This window comes from Prosthecodimorpha staleyi, from assembly GCF_018729455.1.
GTDB lineage: Bacteria > Pseudomonadota > Alphaproteobacteria > Rhizobiales > Ancalomicrobiaceae > Prosthecodimorpha > Prosthecodimorpha staleyi.
Genome location: NZ_JAHHZF010000009.1, coordinates 1 through 18,172, shown reverse-complemented (window position 1 = coordinate 18,172; position 18,172 = coordinate 1). Strand labels below are relative to the sequence as shown.

Genomic DNA, 18,172 nt, shown 5'->3' with positions numbered 1-18,172 from the left:
GCCGCTCGGGTCCTATCGCTCGATGGTCACGTCGGAGCGCGGCCGTGAGCAGCAGAGCAGCACCTGGCCGGCCTCGATCTCGCGCGGCCGGATGCCGCCCGCATGCTTCATCTCGACCTCGCCGTCGAGCTTCTTCGATTTGCAGGTGCCGCACAGGCCCTTGGTGCAGGAGGACGGCAGCACCACGCCGGCCTTGCGGGCCGCGGTCAGGATCGGCGTCGTGCCGTCGCACAGCACGACCTTGCCGCTGCGCGTGAAGGTGACGCGCCAGGTCTTCTCCGCCGGATCCTCGGGCACGGTCGGCGTCTCGGCCGACGCATCCGCCCCGAAGGTGAAGCTCTCCTCGTGGTGCCGGCCCATGTCGAAACCGGCCTCGGCGAGGACGCCACGCACCGCCGCCATGAAGCCGTCCGGGCCGCAGACGAAGACCTCGCGGTCCCGGAAATCCGGCGCGATCGCCTCGATCATCGCCCGGGTCGGCCGGCCGCGATGGCCGGCCCAGGGCTCGGCGCCTTCGCCGGTGACGACATGGGCGAGCCGGACCGCGCGATTGCGCGCCGCGATCGTCTCGAGCTCGCGCCGGAAAACCAGGTCCTCCATCCGGCGCGCGACATTGACGAAGACGATGTCGGCGCCGCTCGCCAGATCGTCCTCGGCCCGCAGCATCGACATCAGCGGGGTCGCCCCGACGCCGGCGGCCAGGAACAGATATTTCGCGGCCGGGTGGCGCGCGGTCGAAAAATCGCCGAGCGGCAGCTGCGCCTTGAGGGCGTCGCCGGGCTTCAGCCGGTCGTGCAGGTGGTTCGACACGATCCCGCCGGGGATGCGCTTGACCGTGATGGCGACCCGGTCGGGCCGGGTCGGCGTCGAGGCGAGCGTGTAGGAGCGGGTCTCAATGCCGCCGCCGCATTCGACCTCGAAGTTGGCGAACTGGCCGGGCGCATAGGCGAAGCGCCGGCCGCCCGGCGCCTCGAACACGAAGGTCTTCACGTCCTCCGTCTCGGTCAGGACCGCGCGGCAGATCAGGAGGTCGTCAGTGTCCGGATCCCACCAGGCCGGCGCGGCGGACGCACTCACGCTCATCGGCCGCTCACCCGAGATGCGCGCGCAGGCGCTCGACATACCAGGTGGCGAACTGGTCGACGAGGCCCTCGGTCAGCGGCGAATAGGGGCCGGGCTCGTAGGCCGGGCTGCGCACGCCCTGCTGGGCGAGTTCGACCAGCGCGGCATCCTGGGCGTTGGTGGCGTTCCAGACCTCGGTCAGACGGTCGAGATCGTAGTCGACGCCCTCGACCGCATCCTTGTGGACCAGCCAGCGGGTGCGCACCAGCGTGTGCTCGGGATCGAGCGGGATGGCGCAGAAGGTGACCGCGTGGTCGCCCATGAAATGGTGCCAGCTGTTCGGCTGGGTCCACAGATGCAGGCCGCCGAGCTTGGCGTCGGTCAGCCCGCCGAGCAGCTTGCGGCAGGCCGCCTTGGTGTCGAGCGTCTGGCTCTCGCCGGCGCCGTCGAGCACGATCCGCTCGGTGCGGAAGCCGGTCGCCCGGCCAGAGAGATGCTCCACCGCCACGCTCGGAAAGCCGCGCGCCTCCCAGTCGGCGACCTGCGCGGTCACCTGCGCCTCATAGGCGGCCGCCTCGGCCTGGCCGGCATGGTCGTCGGCATCGGGGACGAAGCCGACCGCATATTTGTTGAAGCTCTGGCCGAGTTCGGGATGGTTGCCCGCGCAGTGATAGCACTCGCGGTTGTTCTCCATCGTGAGCTTCCAGTTGCCCTCCTCGACGAGGTCGACCTGCTTGGCGACCTTGGCGTTGCGCAGGTCGAACGGCGCCAGCCGGGGTTCCAGCACGGCGGCGAGATCGTCGATGTCGGCAGGCGCCTCGGCGGCCATGCAGACGAAGATCAGCCCGCCGATCGAGCGCAGATGCACCGGCTTCAGGCCGTGGCAGGAGGGGTCGAAATCCTCGCCCATATGGCTGGCATGGATCAGTTCGCCGGTCAGCTCGTAGGTCCACTGGTGATAGGGGCAGACCAGCTTGCCGACGCAACCCGCCTCCTGTGTCACCAGCCGCGCGCCGCGGTGCCGGCAGACATTGTGGAAGGCGCGCACCGCACCGTCGTCGCCGCGCACGATGACGATCGAGAGATGCCCGATATCGAGCCGGGTGTAGTCGCCGGGCTCCGGCAGCTCGGCCTCGACGCCGGCGAAGATCCAGTGCCGCCCGAAGATCACCTCCAGGTCGAGATCGAAAATCTCGCGCGCACGGTAGAAGGGCGCGGCCAGCGAATAGCCGGGCCGGCGCTCGGCGATCAGGCGGGGAATGTCGAGGGGGGCTCGGGAGAGCATGGCGGATCCGGGAGAGTCAGGGAGGAGGAGCCGTCAGACTGCCACCGGACACCGGCCCCGAGTTGTCGGAATGCGACGCGGGCAGTCGCATGCGGACGCAGTGCAGCAAAGCCTTCGGGCTCCGGCCCGGGACGACGGTCAGGCCGGCGATCAGGCCGCCAATCGTACCGCGCGGCGGCCGGAAAAATCACGATTAACGGATCCTGCACGCCACTCTCAGAGCCGGTTCAGCGGCGACGCAATAGTCTCGAAACATCAGCGGACGGGACGAAACAAACCGCCGCCCTCCTCCAGACCCCCGCGAGAAACGACCATGCTGACCCTGCGCTCCGCTTCCCTCGCCGTCGCCGCCGCCATCCTGGGCGGTCTCTCGATCTTCGCCGCCGCCGGCCCCGCCGCGGCCGCCGGTGCCTACGGCCCGGACACCTGCAAGCCGGGCTATGTCTGGCGCGAGTCCTTCGTCGGCGATACCGTCTGCGTCACCCCGGCCGAGCGCGCCCGCGCCAAGGCCGACAACTTCGCCGCCAAGTATCGCGTCAACCCGTCGGGCGGCGCCTATGGCCGCGACACCTGCCGCAACGGCTACGTCTGGCGCGAGGCCTTCCCGGGCGACCATGTCTGCGTCACCCCCGCCCAGCGCGCCCGCGCCCGCCACGACAACGCCCGTGCCAACGGCCGCTACGAGAACAGCTACTGACAGCCGGGTCACCGGCAGCGCGCGGTCGGTCCGTCAGCACTCCCGCCGACAAGGCGCCAAAAAACAACGGGCGGCCCCGAGGCCGCCCGTTGGCATGTCCGGAGACCGGAAATCGATCACCCTTCGGCGGCCTCGGCGCGGGCGCGGTCCTCGGCGCCCTTGGCCGACACGTCGCGATCGACGAACTCGATGACGCCGACGGCGGCGTTGTCGCCATGCCGGAAGCCGGCCTTGAGCACGCGCGTATAGCCGCCATTGCGATCCTTGTAGCGCGGACCGAGCACGTCGAAGAGCTTCTTCACGGCCTTCTCGTCGCGGATCTGCGCAACCGCATTGCGGCGCGAATTCAGGTCGCCGCGCTTGGCCAGCGTCACCAGCTTCTCGACGATCGGACGCAGGTCCTTCGCCTTCGGCAGGGTCGTGACGATCTGCTCGTGGGTGATCAGCGACGACGCCATATTGGCGAACATGGCCTTGCGATGCTCATGAGTGCGGGCGAACCGACGGCCGGAATTGCCGTGACGCATGGAAGTCTCTCCTCGGGTATCCCGGCCCGGCCGGGCGGCGCCTTAAGCGCCTCGCTTGGGAACCGGGGACGCGCCCCGGAGCCCCGGCCCTCCCCGTGGAAAGGCCGTCGCACCCCCGGGCATGCGTCATCCGGGTTTCGATAGTCCTTGTCGCCGGGCCTTGGACCCGCCGTCTTCCAGATGCGATCCCGTCCGGGACCGGCCCGATCGGGCGCCGTGCGAGACCGCGACGGCGTCCGATCGGAAAAGGCGGATCAGAGCTGGTGATCCTCGTAGCGCTTGGCCAGCTCTTCGATGTTCTCCGGCGGCCAGTTCTGGACTTCCATGCCCAGGTGCAGGCCCATCTGCGCGAGAACTTCCTTGATCTCGTTCAGCGACTTGCGACCGAAGTTCGGCGTGCGGAGCATCTCCGCCTCGGTCTTCTGGATCAGATCGCCGATATAGACGATGTTGTCGTTCTTCAGGCAGTTGGCCGAGCGGACCGAAAGCTCGAGCTCGTCGACCTTCTTCAGAAGCGCCGGCGGGATGCCGATCTCGGGCAGACGCTCTTCGACCTCGGCCTTTCGCGGCTCCTCGAAATTGACGAAGATCGCGAGCTGGTCCTGCAGGATGCGCGCCGCATAGGCGACCGCGTCCTCCGGCTTGACCGAGCCGTCGGTCTCGACCGTCAGGGTCAGCTTGTCGTAATCGAGCACCTGGCCTTCGCGAGTGTTCTCGACGCGGTAGCTGACCTTCTTGACCGGCGAATAGATGCTGTCGACCGGAATGAGACCGATCGGCGCGTCCTCGGGGCGGTTGCGATCGGCCGCGACATAGCCCTTGCCGGTATTGGCGGTGAACTCCATCCGGATCTCCGCGCCCTCGTCGAGGGTGCAGATGACGAGTTCCGGATTGAGAATTTCGATGTCGCCGACCGTCTGGATGTCCCCGGCGGTGACGATGCCCGGACCCGACTTGCGCACGACCATGCGCTTCGGACCCTCGCCCTGCATCTTGATCGCGATTTCCTTGATGTTGAGGACGATGTCGGTCACGTCCTCGCGCACGCCGGGAATCGAAGAGAATTCATGCAGCACGCCGTCGATCTGCACGGCCGTGACGGCCGCGCCCTGCAGCGACGACAGAAGAACGCGGCGCAGCGCATTGCCGAGCGTCAGGCCGAAGCCGCGCTCCAGAGGCTCAGCCACCACGGTGGCGATCCGGCGGGCATCATCGCCGGCCTTCACGTCGAGCTTGTTCGGGCGAATGAGCTCTTGCCAGTTCTTGTGAATGGTCATGGGTCGCACCCGATGGTTCGAGAAGGCCGTTCGGGCCTAGGAGCCGTTTCCGCCACCGGGACGGCACCCCCTCCGAACGACTCGACGGACGGTGCCGGATCCGTATGATCCGACGCCCCGTCCGCCTGGAGGATGCCCCGCATGCGGACGCGGCACCCTTTGAAATCCGATTTCCGGCCCGACCGGACCACCCGGCCGTCGCGTACAGAAATGGCCGCCCGCCCCCAGGGGGCGCCCGGCCGTCGTCGAATCAGACCCGGCGCCGCTTGCGCGGACGGCAGCCGTTATGCGGGATCGGGGTCACGTCGCGGATCGAGGTGACCATGAAGCCGGCCGCCTGCAGCGCGCGAAGCGCGGACTCGCGACCCGAGCCGGGACCGCGGACCTCGACCTCGATCGTGCGCATGCCATGCTCCTGGGCCTTGCGCGCGCACTCTTCGGCGGCGATCTGGGCCGCGAACGGGGTCGACTTGCGCGAGCCCTTGAAGCCGTTGGCACCGGCCGACGACCAGGCAATCGTGTTGCCCTGCGCGTCGGTGATGGTGATCATGGTATTGTTGAAGGTCGAATTCACGTGCGCAACGCCGGAGGAGATATTCTTCCGTTCGCGGCGGCGGACGCGCTGGGCTTCTTTAGCCATGTGGCTGATCCTCGAATTCTTTCGTGACCCGATCGGTCTCGTGCGGTCGGACCGCCGCCCCCGGATCCGGCGACGCTCACGCGCGGCCGGCGAAGGCGGTCATCCTCACTTCTTCTTGCCGGCGATCGGCTTGGCCGGGCCCTTGCGGGTCCGCGCGTTGGTGTGGGTGCGCTGACCGCGCACCGGCAGCCCGCGACGATGACGCAGGCCGCGATAGCAGCCGAGATCCATCAGACGCTTGATGTTCATCGCCACGTCGCGGCGAAGGTCGCCCTCGACCATGTAGTCGCGGTCGATCACTTCGCGGATCTGCAGCACTTCGGCATCCGAGAGATCGTGCACGCGCCGATCAGGAGCGATGCGGACCTTCTCCACGATCTCCTGGGCGTTCTTCTGCCCGATCCCATGGATGTACTGCAGCGCGATAAGGACGCGCTTGTTGGTCGGAATGTTCACGCCTGCAATGCGGGCCACGGCATTTCTCTCCAGTCGATGCGGTGTCCGGAGACGACCGCCACCATCAAGGACCTGTCTCCGGAAGGAACCGCACACAGAACGACCGACCGGGGCCGGTCCCCTCCAGGGTCCGACGCCGATCGCACGATCGTCGCGATTGAGCGTCGGGATATAGTGAGTCCGCGCAAGGCAGTCAACCCGGCGCGGACTCTTGTTTGCCACTCATCGAACCATGATCCAGAAGGATCCCGGTCCGGATCGAAGTCCCGATGCCGCCGGCTCCGCAGGGCCCCTGCCCCCGAACCCCGAACGGCGTCAGGCTCCGAGAATCGTCGCGATCTCGACCGACACCTGATCGATCGGCAGCATGCCGTCGACGGTGCGCAACTCGCCGGTTCCGGCATAGTATTTCGACAGCGGAGCGGTCTTCTCGCGATATTCCGTCAGCCGCTTCTTGAAGCTCTCCGGATTGTCGTCCGCCCGGACCTGGCCGCCGGCCGCCTGGGTCTCCGCGACCCGGCTCTCCATGCGGCGGACCAGAGCCTCCTCGTCGACCTTGAGTTCGATCACCGCGTCGAGCTTCATGCCCTTCGAGCGCAGCATCGATGTCAGAGCCTCCGCCTGCGGAACCGTCCGCGGGAAGCCGTCGAGAATGAAGCCCTTCGCGCAGTCCGCCTCGTCGATCCGGTCGGCGACGACACCGATGACGATATCGTCCGACACCAGTTGCCCGGCATCCATCACCGCCTTGGCCTTGAGGCCGATCTCGGTGCCCGCCTTGACGGCCGCGCGCAGCATATCGCCGGTCGACAGCTGCACGATGCCGTACTTCGCCACGAGCCGCGACGCCTGGGTGCCTTTGCCGGCGCCCGGCGGCCCGAGCAGAATCAGTCTCATCGCCTTCCCCCTTTGAGCTTCGCCCGCTTGATCATACCTTCGTATTGATGGGCGAGCAGATGTCCCTGGATTTGCGACACCGTATCCATGGTCACCGAGACCACGATCAACAGCGACGTACCACCGAAATAGAACGGCACGCCGGTCCAGGAAATGAGGAATTCGGGTAAGAGACAAACGATGGCGATGTAGATCGCACCGACGACCGTAATCCGGGTCAGCACGTAGTCGATGTACTCGGCGGTCCGCTCACCGGGCCGGATGCCCGGAATGAAGCCGCCATGCTTCTTCAGATTGTCGGCGGTGTCGGTCGGATTGAACACGATCGCCGTATAGAAGAAGGAGAAGAACAGGATCAGGGCCGTGTAGAGCAGCATGTAGAGCGGCTGTCCATGGCCAAGGATCGCCGTCACGGTCGTCAGCCAGCCACCGGCCTGCCCGGCCTGGAAATTGGCGACCGTCGCCGGCAGCAGCAAGAGCGAGGAGGCGAAGATCGGCGGGATGACGCCGGCCGTGTTCAGCTTCAGCGGCAGATGCGACGACTGCCCCTGCATGATCTGGTTGCCGACCTGGCGCTTCGGATACTGGATCAGCAGCCGGCGCTGGGCGCGCTCCATGAACACGATGAAGGCGATCACGATCACGGCCAGCACGATGATGCCGAGAATCACCGGGGTCGAGATGGCGCCCTGGCGGCCGAGTTCGAGCGTGCCGGCGATGGCGCGCGGCAGTTCGGCGACGATGCCGGCAAAGATGATCAGCGAAATGCCGTTGCCGATGCCGCGCGAAGTGATCTGCTCGCCGAGCCACATCAGGAACATGGTGCCGCCGACCAGCGTCAGCACGGCCGAGATGCGGAAGAACACGCCCGGATCGCCGACGATGCTGTTCTGCGAGCCTTCGAGCCCGACGGCGATCGCATAGGCCTGGAACACGGCCAGGATGACGGTCAGGTAGCGGGTATACTGGTTGAGCTGCTTGCGGCCGGACTCGCCTTCCTTCTTCAGCGCTTCGAAGGCCGGAAGGACGGTGGTCAAGAGCTGCACGATGATCGAGGCCGAGATATACGGCATGATCCCGAGGGCGAAGATCGCCATGCGCCCGACGGCGCCGCCCGAGAACATATTGAACAGGCCGATGATCCCGGTCTGGGCGTTCGAGAAGGCGCGCGACAGCGCCTCCGGATCGATGCCCGGCAGCGGCAGATAGGTGCCGAACCGGTAGACCAGCAGCGCGCCGAGGGTGAACCAGATCCGCTTCTTGAGTTCCTCAGCCTTCGCGAAGGCGCCCCAGTTGAGGTTAGCTGCCAGTTGTTCGGCTGCAGAAGCCATTCGCCTCACTCCGATGTTCCAGGGCGCCCGCTCGCTTCAGGGCAAGACGGGAGCAGGATCCGATCCGTCCAAAACCGAATCGGATGCCGCTCCCGCCCTCGTATCGACCGGAACCGCCCCGGCGCCAAGCTGGCACGACGACGCTTCGGGTCCGTAACGACAGGCAACCGGGGCCGCGCTGCCGCGGCCCCGGTGATGATCTCGAACCCGTCACTCCGCCGCAGCGGCTTCCGGCAGAACCAGCGTGCCGCCGGCCTTGGCGATCGCCTCGGCGGCCGGCTTCGACGCACCCGCGACCTCGAAGGTCACGGCCTTGCCAAGCTCGCCCGGGCCGAGCAGCCGCACGCCGTCCTTGACGCGACGGATGACGCCGGCGGCGACGAGCGCCTCGGCGGTCACCGTCTGGGTCGCATCGAGGCGGCCGGCTTCGATCGCCTGCGCGACGCGATCCAGGCTGACCTCGTTGTAATCGGCCCGGAAGATGTTCTTGAAGCCGCGCTTCGGCAGGCGCCGATGCAGCGGCATCTGGCCGCCTTCAAACCCGTTCACGGCCACACCGCTGCGGGCCTTCTGACCCTTCACGCCGCGACCGGAGGTCTTGCCGAGGCCCGAACCGATGCCACGGCCGAGACGCTTGCCCTTCTTGGCAGCGCCCGGATTGTCGCTGATCTCATTCAGCTTCATGGGAGGTTCCTCGAGGCCGGTTTACTCGTCCACGACGCGGACGAGATGCTGCACCTTGGCGATCATGCCCCGGACCTGAGGACTATCCTTCAGGGTGGAGCGGCGATGCCGCTTGTTGAGACCGAGTCCGATCAGAGTGGCGCGCTGGTCGCCGGGACGGCGGGCCGGGCTGCCGATCTGCTCGACCGTGACGGTCTTGTCAGTCGTCGACATGGGTCTTGACCCCTGTTGCTTCAGCTGGGGACGGAGCCGCTCTCATTCAAGCGGCCCCGGCGATTTCGAAACTCGGACCCGGTCAGGCCTCGGCGCTGGTCGCGTCGATGCCCTCTTCGCGCCGGCGGGACTGCAGCGTCGACACCTTGATGCCGCGCCGCGCCGCGACGGAGCGCGGGCTGTCCTCGTGCTTGAGGGCGTCGAAGGTCGCCCGGATCATGTTGTAGGGGTTCGACGAACCGAGCGACTTGGCGACCACGTCCTGGACGCCGAGCGTCTCGAACACGGCGCGCATCGGGCCGCCGGCGATGATGCCGGTACCGGCCGGAGCCGCGCGAAGGATCACCTTGCCGGCGCCGTGATGGCCGTTCACGTCATGATGCAGCGTGCGCCCCTCGCGGAGCGGAACGCGCACCAGGCTGCGCTTGGCCGCCTCGGTCGCCTTGCGGATCGCCTCGGGGACTTCGCGGGCCTTGCCGTGGCCGAAGCCGACGCGGCCCTTCTGGTCGCCGACAACGACCAGGGCGGCGAAGCCGAAGCGCCGGCCGCCCTTCACCACCTTGGCGACGCGGTTGATGTGAACCAGCCGGTCGACGAATTCGCTGTCGCGTTCTTCACGCTCGCGGGTTGCCATAGTCAATCATCCTTGCCGCGCTGCACCGACGAAGGCGCGCGCTTGAGATCCCCGGAATGCCTCAGAAGTCGAGGCCGCCCTCGCGCGCAGCCTCCGCAAGCGCCTTGACGCGCCCGTGGTAGATGTAGCCGCCGCGATCGAACACGACCTGCTCGACGCCGGCCGACTTGGCCCGCTCCGCCAGGAGCTTGCCGACGACCTTGGCGGCTTCCACGTCGGCGCCCGTCTTGAGGGACCCCTTGAGGTCCTTCTCGAGCGTCGACGCCGAAGCCAGGGTCGCCCCGGCCACGTCGTCGATGATCTGGGCGTAGATGTTCTTCGAGGACCGGAACACCGAAAGGCGCGGACGACCGTTGGCCGCGGCCTTCACGGCACGGCGAACGCGGGCGCGACGGCGCTCCGTAGTAGACGCATGAGCCATGATGACCGCTCCTTACTTCTTCTTGCCTTCCTTGCGGAAGATCTTCTCACCGGCATACTTGACGCCCTTGCCCTTGTAGGGCTCGGGGCCGCGGAATTCGCGGATCTCGGCAGCCACCTGGCCGACACGCTGCTTGTCGATGCCGGAGATGCTGATCTGATCCTGCTTCTGGCCGGCGACCGCGATCGTGATGCCTTCCGGCACCGGATAGATCACGTCGTGGCTGTAGCCGAGCGAGAGATTGAGGTTCTTGCCCGCGAGCGCCGCCTTGTAGCCGACGCCGTTGATCTCGAGCTTCTTCTCGAAGCCCTTGGAGACGCCGACGATCAGGTTGGAGATCATCGTGCGCGACATGCCCCAGAGCGAGCGTGCCTGCTTGGACTCGTCGCGCGGCTTCACCGCGATGCCTTCGTCGCCCTTGGTGACCTCGACGAGGTCGTGCACCACGAACGACAGAGCGCCCTTCGGGCCCTTCACGTTGACGGTCTGGCCGGCAACCTCGGCATTGACGCCGGCGGGAACCGGGACCGCCTTCTTTCCGATACGAGACATGGATAAGGTCCTCTCCCGATCAGAACACGGTGCAGAGCACTTCGCCGCCGACATTCGAGTCGCGCGCGGCGTGATCGGCCATGACGCCCTTCGGGGTCGACAGGATGGTCACGCCGAGGCCGTTGGCGACCCGCGGAATGTTGGCAACGGACGAATAGACGCGGCGACCAGGCTTCGAGACGCGCTGGATCGAGCGGATCACCGGTTCGCCGTCGTAATACTTGAGTTCGATCTCGAACTCCGACTTGCCGCCGTCGACATCCACGAGCTCGTAGCCGCGGATGTAGCCCTCGGTCTTCAGAACGTCGAGCACGTTGGCGCGCAGCTTGGAAGCCGGGGTCAGAACCTTCGACTTGCGCCGCATCTGCGCATTGCGGATCCGGGTCAGCATATCGCCCAGGGGATCGGTCATGGTCATCGGGCGCTCCTCACCAGCTCGACTTCACGAGGCCCGGAATCATGCCCTGGTTGCCCAGTTCACGAAGCGCGAGACGCGACATCTTCAGCTTGCGGTAGAAGGCGCGCGGGCGGCCGGTCACTTCGCAGCGATTGCGGATCCGCACCTTGGCGCCGTTGCGCGGCAGCTGGGCGAGCTTCATCACCGCCTGAATGCGCACTTCCGGCGACGTCTCGCGGTCCATGACCACGGACTTCAGCTCCGCCCGCTTCTTGGCGAACTTGGCGGTCATCTTGCGACGCCGGTTGTTCTTCTCGATCGAACTCGTCTTGGCCATTTTGTCCTATCCTCTGCCGTAACGGCTCACTGACGGAACGGGAAGTTGAAGAGCTTCAGAAGCTCCCGAGCCTCCTCGTCCGTTTTCGCCGTCGTACAGACGATGATGTCCATTCCCCAGATCTGATCGACCTTGTCGTAGTTGATCTCCGGGAAAATGATGTGTTCCTTGACGCCCATGGCATAGTTGCCGCGGCCGTCGAAGCTCTTGGCATTGAGGCCCCGGAAGTCCCGGACGCGCGGCAGCGCGATGGTCACGAGACGATCGAGGAACTCGTACATGCGGGTCTTGCGCAGGGTGACCTTGGCGCCGATCGGCATGTTTTCGCGAATCTTGAAGGTCGCGATCGCCTTGCGGGCGCGGGTCACGACCGGCTTCTGGCCGGCGATCATCGCGAGGTCCGCAGCCGCGACCGACGGCTTCTTGGAATCGCCGGTGGCTTCGCCGACGCCCATGTTCAGGACGATCTTGTCGAGGCTCGGCACTTCCATCGGGTTCTTGTACCCGAACTTCTCGATCATGGCCGGGCGCACCACTTCGTCATAGTGCTTGCGCAGCCGCGGCGCGTAGTTGACGACCTCAGCCATCGATCAGATCTCCCGAACGCTTGGCGAACCGGACCTTCCGCCCGTCGTCCAGAATCTTGAAACCGACCCGGGTCGCCTCGCCCGACTTCGGGTCGGCGACGGCCAGGTTGGAGAGGTGAATCGGCGCTTCCTTGCGGATGATGCCGCCCTCGTTGGCGCCCTGCGGCTTGGTGTGGCGCTGCACGACGTTGACGCCGCGCACCACGGCGCGGTCCTCGGTCGGCATCACCTGCAGGACCTCGCCGGTCTTGCCCTTGTCGCGGCCCGAGAGCACGACGACCTTGTCGCCCTTCTTGATCTTCGCGGCCATCACAGCACCTCCGGCGCGAGCGAGAGAATCTTCGTGTGGTTCTTCGCGCGCAGTTCGCGCGGAACCGGTCCGAAGATGCGGGTCCCGATCGGTTCCTTCTGATTGTTGATCAGTACGGCGGCATTCCGGTCGAACCGGATCACCGAACCGTCGGGACGGGCGATGTCCTTGGACACACGCACCACCACCGCCTTCATCACGTCGCCCTTCTTGACGCGGCCGCGCGGGATCGCCTCCTTGACCGAGACGACGATGATGTCGCCCACGGTGGCGTACTTCCGCTTCGAACCGCCGAGGACCTTGATGCACATGACCCTCTTGGCGCCGGAATTGTCGGCGACATCGAGGTTAGTTTGCATCTGGATCATGACCGAACGCCTTTCTGATTATCTGAACGTGACGGCTCAGCCGGCCGCGCCGACCGGGCCGAGCACGACCCAACGCTTCTGCTTCGACATCGGCCGACCTTCCTCGATGGAGACGATGTCGCCCACCTTGTACTGATTGGTCTCGTCGTGCGCATGGTACTTCTTGGACCGGCGGACGGTCTTCTTCAGCAGCGGGTGGGTGAAGCGACGCTCCACCTCGACCACGATCGTCTTGTCGTTCTTGTCGGAGACGACGACGCCCTGCAGGACACGCTTCGGCATGGTTTCGCCCTCCTTCAGACGCGCTTCTCGCGCAGCACCGTGTTGATCCGGGCGATGTCATGCCGGACCTCACGGACGCGCGCGGTATTCTCGAGCTGCCCGGTGGCCTTCTGGAAGCGAAGGTTGAACTGCTCTTTCTTCAGACGGGCGAGCTCGTCGCTGAGCTCGTCGGTCGTCTTGGTACGGATATCGGACGCTTTCATGGCTCTCCCCAATCAGTCGGCGATGCGGGCCACGAAGCGGGTGCGGATCGGGAGCTTCGCCGCGCCGAGGCGGAGCGCCTCTTCGGCAGTCTCCAACGGCACGCCGTCGATCTCGAACAGGATGCGCCCGGGGGCGACGCGAGCCGCCCAGAATTCCGGTGCACCCTTACCCTTGCCCATGCGGACTTCGGTCGGCTTGGACGAAACCGGAACGTCCGGGAACACGCGGATCCAGACGCGCCCCTGGCGCTTCATCTGACGCGTGATCGCGCGGCGCGCGGCTTCGATCTGACGGGCGGTGACGCGCTCCGGCTCGAGGGCCTTCAGGCCGAACGAGCCGAAGTCAAGGTTGAAGCCGGCCTTCGAGGTACCGCGGATGCGGCCCTTGAACTGTTTCCGGAACTTCGTGCGCTTCGGTTGCAGCATCGTCGTTCTCTCTCGATTTCCTGTTCAACCGAAGCCGTCAGCCGGCCCGTTCGGCATCGCGATCGCCACGGTCGCGGCCACGGCCACGTCCCCGGCGGTCGTTGTCGCGATCCCGATCGCGACCGTCGCCGCGCTCGCGGCGGCCGGTCTCCGGCTCGGAGGCGCGACGTTCCGAGGCCATCGGATCGTGCTCAAGGATTTCGCCCTTGAAGATCCAGACCTTGACGCCGCAGGTGCCGTAGGCGGTGATCGCCGTGGCCGTCCCGAAGTCGATGTCGGCACGCAGCGTATGCAGCGGCACGCGGCCTTCGCGGTACCATTCGAGACGCGCGATCTCGGCGCCGCCGAGACGGCCCGAGCAGTTGATGCGGATGCCTTCGGCTCCGAGCCGCATGGCCGACTGCACGGCGCGCTTCATGGCGCGACGGAAGGCGACGCGACGCTCGAGCTGCTGGGCGATCGACGCGGCGACGAGGGTCGAATCCGTCTCGGGCTTGCGCACCTCGACGATGTTGATGTGCACCTCGCTGTCGGTCAGGGCGGCGACGCCCTTGCGCAGACGGTCGATGTCGGTGCCCTTCTTGCCGATGACCACGCCCGGACGCGCCGAGTGGATGGTGACGCGGCACTTGCGGTGCGGACGCTCGATGACGACCTTGGAGACGGCGGCCTGCTTCAGCTCGGTCATGAGATACTTGCGGATCTTCATGTCTTCGTGGAGCAGCTTGCCGTACTCGCCCTTGCCGGCGTACCAGCGCGAGTCCCAGGTCCGGTTGATGCCGAGCCGCAGCCCGATCGGGTTGACCTTCTGTCCCATCAGGCGGACTCCACTTCGCGAACGACGATCGTCAGATGCGAGAACGGCTTCTCGACGCGGCCAGCACGACCGCGGGCGCGGGCATGGAAGCGCTTCATCACCATGGCCTTGCCGACGAAGGCCTGGCTCACCACCAGGCTGTCGACATCGAGGTCGTGGTTGTTTTCGGCATTGGCGATCGCGCTCTCGAGCGTCTTCTTGACGTCGATGGCGATGCGCTTGTGCGAGAAGGTCAGCTCCGCCAGTGCGGTGGCGACCTTCTTGCCGCGGATCATGGAGGCGACGAGGTTGAGCTTCTGCGGGCTGACGCGGATGTTCCGCGCGACCGCCTGAGCCTCGTTGTCCTTGAGCGCGCGCTCGGCTTTCGGCTTGCTCATCGGTTACTTCCTCTTCGCCTTCTTGTCGGCCGCATGACCGTAGTAGGTCCGGGTCGGCGAGAACTCGCCGAACTTGTGGCCGACCATGTCTTCCGACACCAGCACCGGAATATGCTTGTGACCGTTATAGACGCCGAAGGTGAGCCCGACGAAGTGCGGAAGGATGGTGGAGCGACGGCTCCACATCTTGATAACTTCCGCCCGGCCGGAGGCGCGCGCCTTCTCGGCCTTCTTCAGGAGGTAACCGTCGACGAACGGGCCTTTCCAGACAGAACGAGCCATGGTTTAGATCAACCCTTCTTGGCGTGGCGCGAGCGGACGACGTACTTGTCGGTCGCCTTGTTCGAACGCGTCTTCTTGCCCTTGGTCGGCTTGCCCCAGGGCGTGACCGGATGCCGGCCGCCCGAAGTGCGGCCTTCGCCGCCGCCATGCGGATGATCGACCGGGTTCATCGCCACGCCGCGGTTGTGCGGGCGACGACCCAGCCAGCGCTGCCGGCCGGCCTTGCCGATCGAGGTATTCATGTGGTCCGGGTTCGAAACCGCACCGACGGTGGCGAGGCAGGTGCCGTGGACCAGGCGCTGCTCACCGGAGTTGAGGCGCAGGATCACGTAGCCCTGGTCGCGGCCCACGATCTGAGCGAAGTTGCCGGCCGAACGGGCGACCTGGCCGCCCTTGCCGGGCTTCATCTCGACATTGTGGACCAGCGTGCCGACCGGCATGTTGCCGATCGGCATGCAGTTGCCCGGCTTCACGTCGACCGACGGGCCCGACACGACCGTGTCGCCGACCGCAAGACGCTGCGGCGCCACGATGTAGCTCAGCTCGCCGTCCGCATAGCGGATCAGCGCGATGAACGCGGTCCGGTTCGGGTCGTACTCGAGCCGCTCGACCGTCGCCGGCACGTTGAACTTGCGCCGCTTGAAGTCGATGATGCGGTAGGACCGCTTGTGGCCGCCGCCGCGGAACCGGACCGTGATACGGCCGAGGTTGTTGCGGCCGCCCGTCTGATTGAGGCCCTCGGTCAGGGTCTTGACCGGCTTGCCCTTGTACAGGCTCGACCGGTCGACGATCACCAGCTGGCGGAGGCCGGGCGTGACGGGCTTGAAAGTCTTGAGCGCCATTGTGCGATACCCTTTTGGCTCAGAGGCCCGTCGTGACGTCGATGCGGTGCCCCTCGGCGAGGGTCACGATCGCCTTCTTCACGTCGTCCCGCTTGCCGACGAAGCCGCGGAAGCGCTTCACCTTGCCCTGCCGGACCAGCGTGTTGACCGCGGTCACCTTCACCTTGAACAGCGCCTCGACGGCGGCCTTGATCTCCGGCTTCGTCGCGGTGATGGCGACGTTGAAGACCACCTTGTTTTGCTCCGCCGCGATCGTCGCCTTTTCGGTGATGACCGGAGAACGGATGATGTCGTAGTGAGCGAGATTGACCATGATGCTCACGCCTCCACCCGGAACCGGGCCTCGATCGCGTCGACGGCGTCCTTGGTCAGGACCAGGGTCTGCCGGCGCATGATGTCGTAGACGTTGATGCCCTGGACGGGCAGCACGTCGACGTTCGGAATCGCGCGGGTGGCGAGGCCGAAATTGGTGTCGACCTCCGCGCCCGTGATGAACAGGGCATTGGCGAGACCGAGCTTGTCGAGCTGCGCCTTGACCGCCTTGGTCTTCGGAGCCTCGGCGGCGGCAGCCGCCAGGACCACGATGGCGCCCGTGCCCGCCTTGACCGAAAGCGCGTGCCTCAGGCCGAGGGCGCGGACCTTCTTCGGCAGGTCATGGGCGTGGCTGCGCACGACCGGACCGTGCGACCGGCCACCGCCGCGGAACAGGTTGGCGCGCGCCGAGTGATGGCGGGCCGAACCGGTGCCCTTCTGCTTGTACATCTTCTTGCCGGTGCGGGCGATTTCCGCACGGGTCTTGGTCTTGTGCGTGCCGGCCTGGCGCTTGGCGAGCTGCCAGCGCACGACGCGCTGCAGGAGGTCGACGCGCGGCTCGAGACCGAAGATCTCGTCCGACAGAGTGATGGTGCCGGCGTCGGCGCCCTCGAGAGTCTTGACCGTGATTTCCATCACTCGGCCCCCTTCTCGGCAGTGGCCTCGGCGGCCGCGGTGGATGAGCGGAAGGCGCCCGGGAGCGGCAGGTTGGCAGGCGCAGCGCGCTTGACCGCGTCGCGCACCAGGATCCAGCCGCCCTTCGAGCCCGGAACCGAGCCCTCGACCATGATCAGGCCGCGCTCGACATCGGTCCGGACGACCTTCAGGTTCTGGGTGGTGACCCGCTCGTTGCCGAGATGGCCGGCCATCTTCTTGCCCGGGAAGGTACGACCCGGGTCCTGACGGTTGCCGGTCGAACCCGGCGAGCGGTGCGAGACCGAGACGCCGTGCGTTGCACGCAGACCGCGGAAGTTCCAGCGCTTCATGACGCCGGCGAAGCCCTTGCCGATCGACGTTCCGGTCACGTCCACGAACTGACCGACGACGAAATGGTCGGCGGTGATCTCCGCGCCCACTTCGATCATCTTGTCGGCATCGACCCGGAACTCGACGACCTTGCGCTTCGGCTCGACCGAGCCGGCGGCGAAGTGGCCGCGCATCGGGCGGCTCGTGTTCTTCACCTTGGCGAGGCCGGCACCCAGCTGCAGGGCCGTGTAGCCGTTCTTCTCCTGGGTCCGATGAGCCACCACCTGACAGGCGTCGAGCTTCAGGACCGTCACCGGCACCTGCTCGCCCGATTCCATGTAGATGCGGGTCATCCCCAGCTTCGTTGCGATCACACCTGAACGCATGGCGTTCTCTCTATTGTTGCCGGAAACGTCACTGAACCGTGATGTCCCGTGTGTACGTCATCAGAGGCTCCGACCGGGTTCGCCCAGAAGGAGCTTGGGGTCTCAGAGCTTGATCTCGACGTCGACGCCGGCGGCGAGGTCGAGCTTCATCAGCGCGTCCACGGTCTGCGGGGTCGGGTCGATGATGTCCAGGAGCCGCTTGTGCGTCCGGATTTCGAACTGCTCGCGGCTCTTCTTGTCGATGTGCGGCGACCGGTTCACCGTGAACTTCTCGATCCGCGTCGGCAGCGGGACCGGACCGCGGACATGAGCGCCGGTGCGCTTGGCCGTCGAGACGATCTCGCGCGTCGAGGCGTCCAGCACCCTGTGGTCGAACGCCTTGAGGCGGATTCGGATGTTCTGACCGTTCATTTCGGTATCCTCGAAGGTTCAGACGGGAAGCGGGGCGCGGCGGAACCGCGCGCCCCGCATTCCCGAACCGACATCAGGCGATGATCTTGGCGACGACGCCGGCGCCGACGGTGCGGCCGCCTTCACGGATGGCGAAGCGGAGCTTCTCCTCCATGGCGATCGGCACGATCAGCTCGACGACGAGCTTCACGTT

The 18,172-nt window shown here is 66.4% G+C and carries 31 protein-coding genes; 1 reads left to right on the top strand and 30 read right to left on the bottom strand.

Annotated features, from left to right (window positions below; genetic code table 11):
• Positions 1-12: 12 nt before the first annotated feature.
• Entirely contained in the window at positions 13-1,083 is a 1,071-nt protein-coding gene (locus KL771_RS18020) for a hybrid-cluster NAD(P)-dependent oxidoreductase (RefSeq protein ID WP_261969912.1), read from the bottom strand.
• Positions 1,084-1,090: 7 nt separating this feature from the next.
• Positions 1,091-2,347: an aromatic ring-hydroxylating oxygenase subunit alpha gene (locus KL771_RS18015; RefSeq protein ID WP_261969911.1), complete on the bottom strand. Its 1,257-nt coding sequence runs from the start codon at positions 2,345-2,347 to the stop codon at positions 1,091-1,093.
• Between the two features lie 313 nt (positions 2,348-2,660).
• Between KL771_RS18015 and KL771_RS18010 the strand changes: the two genes are divergently transcribed.
• On the top strand, positions 2,661-3,044 hold the full coding sequence (locus KL771_RS18010) for a hypothetical protein (protein ID WP_261969910.1): 384 nt from the start codon (positions 2,661-2,663) through the stop codon (positions 3,042-3,044).
• Positions 3,045-3,160: 116 nt separating this feature from the next.
• Here the strand turns inward: KL771_RS18010 and rplQ are convergent, their stop codons facing one another.
• From rplQ to KL771_RS17870, 28 genes are all read right to left on the bottom strand, one after another.
• Complete coding sequence (gene rplQ / locus KL771_RS18005) at positions 3,161-3,571, bottom strand: 50S ribosomal protein L17 (RefSeq protein WP_261969909.1); 411 nt, start codon at positions 3,569-3,571, stop codon at positions 3,161-3,163.
• Between the two features lie 254 nt (positions 3,572-3,825).
• Positions 3,826-4,848 (bottom strand): DNA-directed RNA polymerase subunit alpha, encoded by a 1,023-nt coding sequence (locus tag KL771_RS18000; protein WP_054357621.1) that lies wholly within the window; start codon positions 4,846-4,848, stop codon positions 3,826-3,828.
• A 250-nt stretch (positions 4,849-5,098) separates the two neighbouring features.
• Complete coding sequence (rpsK, locus tag KL771_RS17995; protein ID WP_054357622.1) at positions 5,099-5,488, bottom strand: 30S ribosomal protein S11; 390 nt, start codon at positions 5,486-5,488, stop codon at positions 5,099-5,101.
• 105 nt (positions 5,489-5,593) lie between these two features.
• Entirely contained in the window at positions 5,594-5,962 is a 369-nt protein-coding gene (rpsM, locus tag KL771_RS17990; RefSeq protein WP_261969908.1) for a 30S ribosomal protein S13, read from the bottom strand.
• A 297-nt stretch (positions 5,963-6,259) separates the two neighbouring features.
• Entirely contained in the window at positions 6,260-6,841 is a 582-nt protein-coding gene (locus KL771_RS17985; protein ID WP_261969907.1) for an adenylate kinase, read from the bottom strand.
• Positions 6,838-8,172 (bottom strand): preprotein translocase subunit SecY, encoded by a 1,335-nt coding sequence (gene secY, locus KL771_RS17980; RefSeq protein ID WP_261969906.1) that lies wholly within the window; start codon positions 8,170-8,172, stop codon positions 6,838-6,840. Before secY ends, KL771_RS17985 begins: the two co-directional genes overlap by 4 nt.
• A 210-nt stretch (positions 8,173-8,382) precedes the next feature.
• Entirely contained in the window at positions 8,383-8,856 is a 474-nt protein-coding gene (gene rplO / locus KL771_RS17975) for a 50S ribosomal protein L15 (RefSeq protein ID WP_261969905.1), read from the bottom strand.
• Between the two features lie 21 nt (positions 8,857-8,877).
• Complete coding sequence (rpmD, locus tag KL771_RS17970; protein ID WP_054357627.1) at positions 8,878-9,069, bottom strand: 50S ribosomal protein L30; 192 nt, start codon at positions 9,067-9,069, stop codon at positions 8,878-8,880.
• Between the two features lie 82 nt (positions 9,070-9,151).
• The gene (rpsE, locus tag KL771_RS17965; RefSeq protein WP_054357628.1) at positions 9,152-9,703 is read right to left on the bottom strand and encodes a 30S ribosomal protein S5; all 552 of its coding nucleotides are present in this window, start codon (positions 9,701-9,703) and stop codon (positions 9,152-9,154) included.
• 61 nt (positions 9,704-9,764) lie between these two features.
• The gene (gene rplR, locus KL771_RS17960) at positions 9,765-10,124 is read right to left on the bottom strand and encodes a 50S ribosomal protein L18 (protein WP_054357629.1); all 360 of its coding nucleotides are present in this window, start codon (positions 10,122-10,124) and stop codon (positions 9,765-9,767) included.
• Between the two features lie 12 nt (positions 10,125-10,136).
• Positions 10,137-10,676, bottom strand: a complete 540-nt coding sequence (gene rplF, locus KL771_RS17955; RefSeq protein ID WP_054357630.1) for a 50S ribosomal protein L6 — start codon at positions 10,674-10,676, stop codon at positions 10,137-10,139.
• A gap of 19 nt (positions 10,677-10,695) precedes the next feature.
• Positions 10,696-11,094 (bottom strand): 30S ribosomal protein S8, encoded by a 399-nt coding sequence (gene rpsH, locus KL771_RS17950; protein WP_054357631.1) that lies wholly within the window; start codon positions 11,092-11,094, stop codon positions 10,696-10,698.
• Positions 11,095-11,104: 10 nt separating this feature from the next.
• On the bottom strand, positions 11,105-11,410 hold the full coding sequence (gene rpsN / locus KL771_RS17945) for a 30S ribosomal protein S14 (RefSeq protein ID WP_054357632.1): 306 nt from the start codon (positions 11,408-11,410) through the stop codon (positions 11,105-11,107).
• Between the two features lie 26 nt (positions 11,411-11,436).
• A complete protein-coding gene (gene rplE, locus KL771_RS17940) occupies positions 11,437-11,997 on the bottom strand; it encodes a 50S ribosomal protein L5 (RefSeq protein ID WP_054357633.1) in 561 nt (186 codons plus the stop codon).
• Complete coding sequence (gene rplX / locus KL771_RS17935) at positions 11,990-12,307, bottom strand: 50S ribosomal protein L24 (protein WP_054357634.1); 318 nt, start codon at positions 12,305-12,307, stop codon at positions 11,990-11,992. The genes rplE and rplX overlap by 8 nt, the downstream gene beginning before the upstream one ends.
• Complete coding sequence (rplN, locus tag KL771_RS17930; RefSeq protein WP_054357635.1) at positions 12,307-12,675, bottom strand: 50S ribosomal protein L14; 369 nt, start codon at positions 12,673-12,675, stop codon at positions 12,307-12,309. Before rplN ends, rplX begins: the two co-directional genes overlap by 1 nt.
• 36 nt (positions 12,676-12,711) lie before the next feature.
• Positions 12,712-12,957, bottom strand: a complete 246-nt coding sequence (gene rpsQ / locus KL771_RS17925; RefSeq protein ID WP_054357636.1) for a 30S ribosomal protein S17 — start codon at positions 12,955-12,957, stop codon at positions 12,712-12,714.
• A gap of 14 nt (positions 12,958-12,971) precedes the next feature.
• Positions 12,972-13,160 (bottom strand): 50S ribosomal protein L29, encoded by a 189-nt coding sequence (gene rpmC, locus KL771_RS17920; RefSeq protein WP_054357637.1) that lies wholly within the window; start codon positions 13,158-13,160, stop codon positions 12,972-12,974.
• Between the two features lie 12 nt (positions 13,161-13,172).
• Complete coding sequence (gene rplP / locus KL771_RS17915; RefSeq protein WP_054357638.1) at positions 13,173-13,586, bottom strand: 50S ribosomal protein L16; 414 nt, start codon at positions 13,584-13,586, stop codon at positions 13,173-13,175.
• 37 nt (positions 13,587-13,623) lie between these two features.
• A complete protein-coding gene (gene rpsC, locus KL771_RS17910) occupies positions 13,624-14,403 on the bottom strand; it encodes a 30S ribosomal protein S3 (RefSeq protein ID WP_054357639.1) in 780 nt (259 codons plus the stop codon).
• A complete protein-coding gene (gene rplV, locus KL771_RS17905) occupies positions 14,403-14,780 on the bottom strand; it encodes a 50S ribosomal protein L22 (RefSeq protein ID WP_261969904.1) in 378 nt (125 codons plus the stop codon). The genes rpsC and rplV overlap by 1 nt, the downstream gene beginning before the upstream one ends.
• Before the next feature lie 3 nt (positions 14,781-14,783).
• On the bottom strand, positions 14,784-15,062 hold the full coding sequence (gene rpsS / locus KL771_RS17900; RefSeq protein ID WP_054357641.1) for a 30S ribosomal protein S19: 279 nt from the start codon (positions 15,060-15,062) through the stop codon (positions 14,784-14,786).
• An 8-nt stretch (positions 15,063-15,070) separates the two neighbouring features.
• Positions 15,071-15,904, bottom strand: coding sequence for a 50S ribosomal protein L2 (rplB, locus tag KL771_RS17895; protein ID WP_054357642.1), 834 nt, complete (start codon positions 15,902-15,904; stop codon positions 15,071-15,073).
• A gap of 19 nt (positions 15,905-15,923) precedes the next feature.
• Positions 15,924-16,217 (bottom strand): 50S ribosomal protein L23, encoded by a 294-nt coding sequence (locus KL771_RS17890; protein WP_261969903.1) that lies wholly within the window; start codon positions 16,215-16,217, stop codon positions 15,924-15,926.
• Between the two features lie 5 nt (positions 16,218-16,222).
• Positions 16,223-16,852 carry a 50S ribosomal protein L4 gene (gene rplD / locus KL771_RS17885; RefSeq protein ID WP_261969902.1) on the bottom strand — a complete coding sequence of 210 codons (630 nt, stop codon included), beginning with the start codon at positions 16,850-16,852 and terminating at the stop codon, positions 16,223-16,225.
• Positions 16,852-17,568, bottom strand: a complete 717-nt coding sequence (gene rplC, locus KL771_RS17880) for a 50S ribosomal protein L3 (RefSeq protein ID WP_261969901.1) — start codon at positions 17,566-17,568, stop codon at positions 16,852-16,854. Before rplC ends, rplD begins: the two co-directional genes overlap by 1 nt.
• A 102-nt stretch (positions 17,569-17,670) precedes the next feature.
• Positions 17,671-17,979, bottom strand: coding sequence for a 30S ribosomal protein S10 (gene rpsJ / locus KL771_RS17875; protein WP_054357645.1), 309 nt, complete (start codon positions 17,977-17,979; stop codon positions 17,671-17,673).
• A 73-nt stretch (positions 17,980-18,052) separates the two neighbouring features.
• The coding region (locus KL771_RS17870; protein ID WP_261970155.1) for an EF-Tu C-terminal domain-related protein at positions 18,053-18,172 on the bottom strand (120 nt) is incomplete at its 5' end.